Origin of the sequence: Lacticaseibacillus porcinae (assembly GCF_003946305.1) — a bacterium.
Taxonomy (GTDB): Bacteria; Bacillota; Bacilli; order Lactobacillales; family Lactobacillaceae; genus Lacticaseibacillus; species Lacticaseibacillus porcinae.
The window spans coordinates 60,677-71,395 of the sequence record NZ_RHNS01000013.1; the positions used below are offsets into that span (position 1 = coordinate 60,677).

Annotated in this window: 8 protein-coding genes; 5 read left to right on the plus strand and 3 right to left on the minus strand. The window is 48.4% G+C overall.

The window, feature by feature from the left end; all coding sequences use genetic code 11:
* Positions 1–53 precede the first annotated feature (53 nt).
* Positions 54–1,550, plus strand: a complete 1,497-nt coding sequence (glpK, locus tag EKM92_RS10245) for a glycerol kinase GlpK (RefSeq protein WP_125710466.1) — start codon at positions 54–56, stop codon at positions 1,548–1,550.
* Between the two features lie 69 nt (positions 1,551–1,619).
* Positions 1,620–3,398: an FAD-dependent oxidoreductase gene (locus EKM92_RS10250; RefSeq protein ID WP_125710468.1), complete on the plus strand. Its 1,779-nt coding sequence runs from the start codon at positions 1,620–1,622 to the stop codon at positions 3,396–3,398.
* 303 nt (positions 3,399–3,701) lie between these two features.
* Here the strand turns inward: EKM92_RS10250 and EKM92_RS10255 are convergent, their stop codons facing one another.
* The 3 genes from EKM92_RS10255 to EKM92_RS10265 all read right to left on the minus strand — a co-directional run bounded on the left by EKM92_RS10255 (position 3,702) and on the right by EKM92_RS10265 (position 6,181).
* Entirely contained in the window at positions 3,702–5,138 is a 1,437-nt protein-coding gene (locus tag EKM92_RS10255; protein ID WP_125710470.1) for a 6-phospho-beta-glucosidase, read from the minus strand.
* Positions 5,139–5,252: 114 nt separating this feature from the next.
* Complete coding sequence (locus EKM92_RS10260) at positions 5,253–5,582, minus strand: PTS lactose/cellobiose transporter subunit IIA (protein WP_125710472.1); 330 nt, start codon at positions 5,580–5,582, stop codon at positions 5,253–5,255.
* A 281-nt stretch (positions 5,583–5,863) separates the two neighbouring features.
* A complete protein-coding gene (locus EKM92_RS10265) occupies positions 5,864–6,181 on the minus strand; it encodes a PTS sugar transporter subunit IIB (RefSeq protein ID WP_054716057.1) in 318 nt (105 codons plus the stop codon).
* A 136-nt stretch (positions 6,182–6,317) separates the two neighbouring features.
* Between EKM92_RS10265 and EKM92_RS10270 the strand changes: the two genes are divergently transcribed.
* The 3 genes from EKM92_RS10270 to EKM92_RS10280 form a co-directional block, all read left to right on the plus strand.
* Positions 6,318–7,028 (plus strand): GntR family transcriptional regulator, encoded by a 711-nt coding sequence (locus tag EKM92_RS10270; protein WP_125710474.1) that lies wholly within the window; start codon positions 6,318–6,320, stop codon positions 7,026–7,028.
* Between the two features lie 755 nt (positions 7,029–7,783).
* Positions 7,784–9,160, plus strand: a complete 1,377-nt coding sequence (locus EKM92_RS10275) for a glycoside hydrolase family 1 protein (protein ID WP_125710476.1) — start codon at positions 7,784–7,786, stop codon at positions 9,158–9,160.
* A 723-nt stretch (positions 9,161–9,883) separates the two neighbouring features.
* On the plus strand, positions 9,884–10,719 hold an 836-nt coding region (locus EKM92_RS10280; RefSeq protein WP_164509971.1), incomplete at its 3' end, for a hypothetical protein.

Here is a 10,719-nt window from a genome sequence, read left to right on the forward strand (position 1 = left end):
GCAATGTAAGCGTTACGAAAAAGAAAATCAAAACATCCCTGTAGGAGGCAATTATGGCAGAATCATACATCCTCGCCATTGATGAAGGCACCACCAGCACTCGCGCATTGATCATTGACCACGACGGCAACAAGGTGGCAGATGCGCAACGTGAATTTCCTCAGTATTTTCCTCAACCTGGCTGGGTCGAACACAACGCCAATGAAATTTGGAATGCGGTGTTATCCACTATTGCCACCGCGTTCATCGATTCTAAAATTCAACCTAAGCAAATCAAAGGCGTCGGCATCACCAACCAACGTGAAACCACTGTGGTATGGGATAAGCAAACGGGGTTGCCGATTTACAATGCGATCGTTTGGCAATCGCGGCAAACTAACGACATCGCCAATCAATTGAAAAAAGATGGCTACGGCGACTTAATTCACTCTCACACCGGCTTGTTGATCGATGCTTATTTCTCCGCGACTAAAATTCGCTGGATCTTAGATCATGTGGAAGGCGCGCAAGAACGGGCTGAACACGGTGAATTACTATTTGGGACGATCGATACTTGGGTGTCTTGGAAACTGTCTGGTGGCGCTTTTCACGTGACCGACTACACCAACGCCAGCCGCACGATGTTATTCAACATTCACACCTTACAGTGGGATGACGAGATCTTAAAAATTTTGAACATCCCCAAAGCAATGTTGCCAGAAGTCCACAGCAACTCTGAAGTTTACGGTTTGACCGCTGATTATCACTTTTACGGCTCTGGCGTTCCAATTGCTGGGATGGCAGGTGATCAACAAGCTGCCTTATTCGGACAACTTGCTTTAGCGCCTGGCATGGTGAAAAACACTTACGGCACTGGCGCCTTCATCGTCATGAACACAGGCGTTGAGCCGATCATGTCAGCGAATAATTTGTTGACGACCATCGGTTACGGCATTAACGGCGAAGTGCACTACGCGCTGGAAGGGTCGATTTTCGTTGCAGGCAGTGCGATCCAGTGGTTGCGCGATGCAATGCAGTTAGTGGAATCAGCGCCACAATCAGAAGCGGCTGCGCGCGCGTCAAAATCTCAAGATGAAGTGTATGTAGTCCCAGCCTTCACCGGCCTTGGCGCACCTTATTGGGACGCTGACGCGCGCGGTGCCGTGTTTGGGATCACCCGCGGTACCACGCGTGAAGACTTCATCAAAGCGACGTTGCAAAGTCTCGCTTATCAAACGCGCGATGTCGTCGACACCATGGAAAAAGATACCGGCATTGCGATCCCTGCTTTACGCGTTGACGGTGGCGCTGCTAAAAATGACTACTTGATGCAATTTCAAGCAGATATTATCGATACACCGATCGAACGCGCCGCAAATCTTGAAACCACGGCAATGGGTGCCGCCTTTTTAGCTGGCCTTGCCGTTGGCTTTTGGAAAAACACTGACGAACTCAAAAAAATTGCCGCTGTCGGTAAACGATTTGAGCCGCAAATGCCTGAAGCACGCCGTGAGTATCTTTATGAAGGCTGGCAACAAGCCGTCAAAGCCACGATGGTATTCAAACACTAACACCCGTCTTTTTCTAGTCGTCACCCGCCTGTTGAAATGTTACCCCACGTCAACTACCTGGAGGCTATCATGACATTTTCGCTGCAGACTCGACGCAACACCATCACGCAACTCAAACGCACAGACCTAGACGTATTGATCATTGGCGGTGGCATCACTGGTGCTGGTGCCGCTTTACAAAGTATCGCTTCAGGGGCAAAAACTGGTTTGATCGACATGGGAGATTTTGGGAGTGGCACGTCGTCGCGTTCCACCAAACTCGTTCACGGCGGCATTCGCTATTTGAAAACTTTTGATGTGACCGTCGTCGCTGACACAGTTCAAGAACGCGCGCGCATCGCCAATGTCGCCCCGCATATTCCCCATCCAGCGCCAATGCTGATGCCGATTTATCAAGAACCTGGCGCAACGTTTGATCTTTTTGCTGCAGAACTCGCAATGGATCTTTACGATCGCCTCGCCAATATTCAACAAGGGCAATACGCGCATTACATGTTGGATCGCGAAGCAGTGCTGGCGCGCATTCCAAACCTTGCTGAACAACATTTAATCGGCGGCGGCGTATATTTAGATTACATCAACAACGATGCACGGTTAGTGATCGAAAACATCAAAGAAGCTGACGAACTCGGCGCCATGGTTGCCAGTCACTTAGAAGCGCTTGAGGTGATCCACGCTGACAACGGTAAAGCTATCGGGGTCAAAGTCCATGATCATTTATCTGGTGAAGTGTTTACCATTCACGCCAAAATATTACTCAACACCACCGGTCCTTGGGCCGACGATCTACGGCATTCAGAAGATCAACCACTGCTACGACCGACTAAAGGCGTGCACCTGGTCGTCGATGATTCAGTCTTGTTTGTGCCTCAACCGATTTATTTTGATTCGGGACTGCAAGATGGCCGGATGATCTTTGTGATCCCTCGCGCTGGCAAAACGTATTTTGGGACGACTGATACGGATTACCAAGGCGACTTGAAGCATCCTACTGTGGCGATTGACGATGTCGACTACTTGCTCAACGTGATCAATATACGTTTCCCAGAAGCGCAAGTGAGTCTTTCTAATATCGAAGCCAGCTGGGCTGGGCTAAGGCCGCTTCTGGCACCACCAACAAGCAATACGCATGTCGATTTACAACCGCTTGTCGATCTCATCCATCAATTTGAAGCAGGGGCGACGACGCAATCACAAGTCGAAGCCTTGATCGCTGACCTCGCCAAAAAACACGCAGCCCCTTCAACAGTATCGCGCGGTTATGAAGTTATCAGTGAACCTGACGGCATGCTCACGATCGCCGGCGGCAAGCTCACTGATTACCGTAAAATGGCAGAATCAGCGATCACCGTGATCCGCGAACGTTTGTTAACAGAACACGGCGTCCACACCAGTCAAATCGATTCGACCCATTTGCAAGTGTCTGGTGGCCATTTTGACCCAAGCACCGTCCTTGATTCCCTAGATTACTTCGCTCGCCTTGCAGAAGATGCCGGCATCCCTCGCACCCAAGCCCATCAACTCGCGCAACGCTTCGGCTCAAACATTGGTCGGGTGTTGCGTTACGCACAATCAGGTGCTGCGCCAGGCTTAAGCTTAGGCGAAACTGCTAGCTTACGTTACAGTGTCTTTGAAGAAATGGCGCTGACGCCAGTGGATTACATGTTGCGGCGGACGAACTTGATCCTCTTTCACGCCGACACTGCCGAAAACATCGCCGGTCCTGTGGTTGCGGAAATGGCACGCCTACTTGAATGGGATGATCTCGAAACTGAAGCACAACTGCAACGCTTATTGAATGTGATGTCTGAATCTGCCTTGACCACGTTAAAACGCGAACATCAATAAACGATTGAACCCTCGCCAAACACTTGGCGAGGGTTTAGTTGTTGGCGAGTTGCTATCGCGGCGGTGATTTGAAATGGAGACGGAAGCTGATCGCTGCGGCGTGGTGAGATTCTCGTTAGCGGTTTACCGCTTACGAGAAACCGCAGGGAAAGATCCAGTTGGATCAGGCGCTTGCGACTGATTCAACTTAGCTTTCCCGAGGACCCTCACCACGCCGTAGCGAATCAGCTGGAGTCTCCATTTCAAATGACTCAACCGTTGCCTAACAAAAAAACGACCTCCGCTAAGAGGTCGCCGTCATGATTATAAGTCTTCGCCGTTAGACGCAATGACTTGTTTGTACCAGTTAAAGGAATCTTTCTTGATGCGTTTGCCAGACCCTTTGCCTTCATCGTCTTGATCGACATAAATCAAGCCGTAACGTTTCTTCATTTCACCAGTGGAAGCAGAAATAATGTCAATGCCGCTCCAAGGGGTGTAGCCCCAAAGTTCGATGCCATCTTCAACCACGGCTTTTTCCATTTCTGCCACGTGGTCGCGCAAGTAGTCAATGCGGTAGTCATCGTGCACTTTACCGTCTTCAACTTTATCATAAGCGCCGTAACCATTTTCCACGATGAATAATGGTTTGTGCCAACGACTTGCCATCCAGTTCATGCCGTAACGCAAGCCGACTGGGTCGATTTGCCAACCCCAATCAGAACGTGGGACATATGGGTTTGGCACCACGGAAGTCGCTTCGTTGTAGTCGTACAACGGGTTGTCTTCTTTGTATTCAACAGTCAATGAGTTGTAATACGAGAAGCCGACATAATCGACGGCGCCAGCTTTTAAGGCAATGCGATCAGCGTCGGTGATGTCGACGTGATAGCCTTTGCGGGCCCAATATTTTTCGACCCATGCTGGGTATTCCCCTAACGCTTGGACGTCGCCGTAGTAATAGCGATAACGCATTGCGCGTTCTGCCATCATCACGTCTTTAGGTTTTGCAGACAATGGGTAAATCGGGGTCATCGCGATCATGGAACCGACTTTTAAGGTTGGGTCGATGATGTGGGCCAGTTGGACGGCTTTAGCAGAAGCGACAAATTCTAAGTGTGCCGCTTGGAACATGGTTTCTTCAGCGTTTTCGTCGTCTGTTAACAACAAACCAGAGTTTTGCAACATTGGGTGTGGATCAGACCACATTGCTTGGTTGTTGATTTCGTTGAAGGTCATCCAATACTTCACAACATCGTGATAGCGTTCAAAGCAAACTTGCGAGAACTTCACAAAAGCGTCAACGACTTTGCGACTGCGGAAGCCACCATATGCCTTCACCAAGTGCAATGGCAATTCAAAATGTGACAAGGTCACGATCGGTTCAATGCCATATTGTTTGCAAGTCGCAAATAAATCGTCGTAATACTTCAACCCTTCTTCGTTTGGTAAGGCTTCGTCACCATTAGGGAAGATCCGCGTCCAAGCGATACTGGTACGGAAACACTTAAAGCCCATTTCCGCAAACAACTTGATGTCGTCTTTATAAGTATGGTAGAAATCAATGCCCCAGTGGTTGGGATAGATCTTCCCATCGATCGGCGCATCATCAACAACACGGGCAACACCTTTAGCACCAGCGCGCATCACATCAGCGATGGACACGCCTTTGCCGCCAGCTTGCCACGCCCCTTCAACTTGATGCGCAGCGACCGCGCCGCCCCACAAGAAGTTTTCGGGCATAGAGAATCCTTTAGTCATACTGATCCACTCTCCTTATTTGATTGCATTAACGCGGCGTTCCCCCCAGGAAGCACGTTAATGGCAAAATGAGCCAAGACGGATCTTGGCTCGATTTGTTGGTACCTATTTAGTTTACTTTTCAGCTAATGCTTTGTACAGGTCAACGATTTCGCCAGCCAAGTCGCGGAAAGTGATGGCAGTCATCAAGTGATCTTGTGAGTGCACCATCAGCAACGTAACTTGTGCATGTTCGCCAGAAGCTTCGGCAGTCAACATCGCCGTTTGTGAGTTGTGGGCGTCAACTAAGAAACCATCCGCTTCTTTGAGCTTTGCAGCAGCAGTATCAAAGTCACCTTTTTTTGCTGCGGCGATTGCTTCAAATGCGGAGCTTTTAGCGTTACCACCGTTGATGATCAAGCCCATAACGGCTTGCATGTTTTCGTTGTTTTCTTCTTCTGCCATGATAAAAATTCCTCCTACGAGTTGGTTGTGATAGATGTTTGTAAATGATTGTTTAAGCCTATTGTTTGATTGCGCTTCGAGACGCTGGGATACCAGCCCAGGGAGTATGCGCGTCTCCGCTTTCACATCCGATCCAAGGAGACGTCCAGTCACTTTGTTGCCAAAGGTCCTCATGGGTGCTTCTGACACCCGATCGAATATGAAAGCGGAAACGTGCATTGCCTCTTCATTTTACAGCGGTTACAATAGTCTGTGAACAAAAAGTTTTTTAATTTAATGAATTACTGGGCATCGATGGCGCGAACGGCTTCTCTTAAGACTTTCTCACCATTCATCATGCCATAGTCTTGCATGTCGATGACTTCGACGGGAATGTTTGGGCATTTTTGTTGGAAGCCGGCCAACATGAAACGTACTTGTGGGCCGAGCATTAAAATGTCTGGGTGCTTTTCAGCTAACTTGTTGTCAGCGTCAGTGGAGGCGGTTGCAAAGATCTCCGCTTCAACACCGTCAGCTTCAGCAGCTTTTTGCATCTTGGACACCAACAAACTGGTTGACATCCCGGCGGAACATACTAACATGATCGTCTTCTTAGCCATAATATTTTTCCCCTTTGTTTGTAAAAAAGTTGCGCTAAAACCTTAAAGCGTTTTCAATACAATGCTATAATAATACATGGGTACAAATTAAACAAGTACCTAAGACTAAAATTTGTACGATTAGAAGGTGACCTGCATGTACCACGAAATTGCCGACCAACTCATTCAAGCGATCACGCTTGGTCAGTTCACCAGCAAACTCCCCACTGAAGCCAAGCTCATGGCGCGTTTTGGCGTATCACGAAATACCATCCGCCGCGCCATTGACGTGGTGTATCAACAAGGTTTGTTGCGCCGGGTTCAAGGCTCAGGCTATTATATCAACCATGTGCAGCTGAACTCTGAGCACGCTGTCAACTTATCAGTTGGCGCTGGTAAGCCTTTAATTAAAAATGCTCACCACCCGACTTCTGAAATCGTGACCTTCGACAAAGCCACTGCTGGCACGATCGCATTGGCCAAACAGTTCAATGTCGAACCTGACGCCGAAGTGTACCGCGTGATTCGTTTGCGGTATATGGATGGCGCTGTGTACGCTTTAGAAGAATCATATTACCTCACCAGCGTGGTGCCGTATTTGTCGACAGATAGCATCAACTCGTCAATTTTTGATTTCTTGGCGGAAACTTTCAACGTCACCGTGGTCGCTTCTGATGATTATATGTCGATGACCACGTTGGAATCTGATCAAGCGAATTTGATGGGGTTGGAGCCAGGCGACCAGCGCTTGACGTTAGCGCAAATGAACTACACGAAAAACAATACGCTGTTCAACTTCTCAAAGGCGATCTACGCTGATGCGAAAATGAGTTTCTATTTCCATTCTGCACACTTGTCGAGCAACTGATTGCGACCTGTCTCCTAATTCTGCTACCCAATTAAAGAATTAGATTTAGGCAGGTCTGTTTTCTATGTTAGAATGTATGCGTTCACAGGCTTGCCTCTGGCCCGAAAATCTGTGGGCTCCTAGGCTTTGGCGTCACTACGGTGAATTGGACAAGTTGCCAGTGCGGCCGGCTACAGAAATCGGCAAAGTGCGCCGATGTTCTTTCGCCTAGATTTAGAACCAAAGAAAACCACTTTGTTTCTAAATCTGCCGGTGAAATCTACACGTGCCGCCAAAAAAACGGCGTCTCGCTTGATTTCACTACCACAGGCAATTGTCCAATTCACCTCCGTTTTGCCCAAGCCTCTCCACCCACAGATTTTCTTCGTTGGTATCGCAAACCCATAAACAAAATACGTAAATGCTATGACGTTAATATCAGATTAAATATGATGTTGACGGCGGTCTCACGTGTTTCATATTGACCGGGTGACAGTAGTTTGCGGAGTGGAAGTGATTTGAAATTGGGACGGAAGCTGGCCGCCGCTACATCGTGAGATTTGCCTTAGCGATTTATCGCTTAGGCAAATCCGCAGGTGAAGATCCGACTGGTGGTGAGCGTAGCGAGACATCCAGGCTAGCTTCACCGAGGAACCTCACAATGTAACGGCGGCCAACTGGAGTCCCAATTTCAAATCACTGAAACGTTGCTAACCCATGTCGCTGTGAACTGTAATTTGAACCGGGGAAAATAATTTGTCAAAGGAGAATCATCCATGAGTCAACCATTACCAAAAGGCTTTTTATGGGGGAATTCAACCTCCAGCATGCAAACAGAAGGCGGCATCCATGAAGGTGGCAAAGGACAATCAGTTTACGATATCCGCCCTGCCACTGAGAATTCAATGGATTGGTCCGTCACCATCGACGAATACCATCGCTATGAAGAAGATTTCGATTTAATGCAACAAATGGGCATGAACGCCTATCGCTTCCAGATCTCATGGAGCCGCGTGGTCCCTGACGGCGACGGTGAATTCAACCAAGAAGGGATCGAATTTTACCGCAAACAGATCAAAGCGCTGATCGCTCGCGGGATCACTCCGATGATCTGCTTGTATCATTTTGATATGCCACTGGCTTTAGCCCAAAAGTATAACGGGTTTATGAGTCGGCATGTGGTCGATGCTTTCGTGCGCTACTCTGAACGGATGGTGGATGAATTCGCTGACTTGGTGCCTTATTGGATCACCTTCAACGAACAGAACTTATACTTTGGCTCTGGTGTCTTCCATATTGCCGGCTATGATCATGGTGAAAAAACGTTAAATGACATTTATACCATCAACCATCATGTGATGGTGGCACATGCCCGCGTGGCCAACTACATTCACGCCAACACTGAGGCGAAAATCGGTGGGATGTTGGCGTATGAAGAATGCTACCCAGCCACCAGCAATCCCCGCGACGTGCATTACGCCCGCCAAATCGATGAATTCTTGAACAACAACTTATTAGAGGTATTCATGCATGGTCACTACTCTCAAGAAGTGCTGACTTACGCGAAAAATCACGATTTGGACTTCGGCTTCACTGACGATGACCAAAAGATCTTCGATGAACTGAAATCTGATTTCTTCGCCTTTTCTTATTACCGCAGCCACTTGATCGACTCCTCTAAAGTGCCTTTGACCACCGCACCAAACTTGTATCTGGATTATGGCATGGTCCACAACCCTTACACCCAAGCCAACGAATGGGATTGGAATGTTGATCCCCTTGGCTTCCGCGATATTTTAGATAAAGTCTACAGCCGCTATCAAGTACCAATGTTCCCAATTGAAAATGGGATCGGCATTCGTGAAGTTTCTGACGGTAGCAAAATGATCCAAGACGATTATCGCATCGATTATCACCGCGTCCATATTCAAGCGATGAAAGACGCGATTTTTGAAGATGGCGTTGACGTCATTGGGTACTTAGGTTGGGGCTTGATCGATATTCCAAGTTCTAGCGGGAACATGGACAAACGCTATGGCATGGTTTACGTTAACCGCACGAACACCGAATTGCGCGACTTGAAGCGGACACCGAAGAAGTCATTTGGGTGGTTCAAGCAAGTGATCGCCTCTAATGGTGCGCAACTAGATTAATCATTTAATGAATCGTCACCATAGTCGGTGGCGATTTTTTGGTTTCAATGACAAAATTTTGGGGTGATGGCAATTGTTTCAAAACAGCCGTCATAAAAATTGGTCTACTTTGTGAAATTGAATGAAAACACAGTATTATCAATGACTGATTGTGATTTTAAAATATTTTCGACCAATTGGTTGCATTTATTTTAAAGTCATGATACCATCATGGTGAATTCCGCGAAGATCAAAGTAGTTGAGACTCGAGCTTGGCTTGCAGTCTTTGACCTTCATTGGTACGCTCGCCTTGGCTGTTGGCGACAGCAGTCAAAGTCCTACTACCCAGAGTGCGCATGACGAAACCGCGAATCGAGCTACGGTAACACAGGGTAAGTGAGCAACATGTGGGAGTCCGCCCACAGGCTTGGATAATATCTGGTAGTCATCCAAGTTCGCGCAGCTGGCGATTCTGCCTGTCTGATCCGGCGGGGAACGAAATCCTCGATATAATACCGCATTACCCTAAGGCGTGTTTGTTGCGCGCCAAAGGAACAAATGAGACAAGTAACCGACCACGGGCCAGTAGCGAAATTGCTGGGCCGTGGTTTTGGTGCAGTCAGGTGAAGTTCTGTCATGGTGCCTTCACAATCGGTTACATATTTTAGTGATTTTTTTATCGGTATGTAACATTCTCGTCATGTCCGGCGCGTATGCTTAGGCTATTACAAAGGAGGGGTCGGCATGCGTTTGAAGTTCATCGCACTCACATTAGGCATCGCCAGCGTGGCGGCGTTGATTTATGGCTATCATCAACGCGACGCCCAAGCTACTGCGGCGGTGCATTCGGCACAAGTTGCCGTGGACACGTTGTACCGTAATTCAGCACATACGATGCCAGCGACTGACCTCTCTGACAAGAAGATCGCTCAGGCCAAAGCCTTGATGCGCAAGACCCATCGGACACCGCTTTCCGACAGTCAAAAAGCCAAACTCAAAAAAGCAAACACTGAGCTTTCTGCCGCTGTGCAAATGTATTCAGTGACCCAAGCCACGCAAGCACCGATCGCGCCAACTACCAGCTACCAACAAACAGCAGAATCCGCGTTAAACGCTTATCAACACTTGCAAAGTGCTAAGCCTGTGTTTACCCAGATCTATCAACAACCGGTTTCGAACTTGGGACAAGCCGCCAAAGCAGTTGATGCGCTCAATCAATTGCAAAGCGCCACTCAAGTGTCCAAAGACGACATCAAATCCGCGCAAGCGCAAGTTGAACAAGTCACTGAAGGTCAAGATACTGCCTTTGCTGCAGAAGCGGCGCAAGTGGTATCAGATGCCGAACAAAAAATCGACGCATCCCCTTCAAACAATCCTGCCACACCTTATGACGAAACCACCAGCACCAGTGCCACAACCTCTAGCACCAGCAGTGAAGCCAGTGTGCCACAAGTCAGTGCCACCAGCGCTAGCACAAGTGGCACATCCACAGAATCTGCTCCCAGTCAAAAACCACCCGTTAAACGGGTGGCTTGCTCTGGGGCTATAAGCCCCCGTTACCGGCAGCGTCTCAAGGCGCT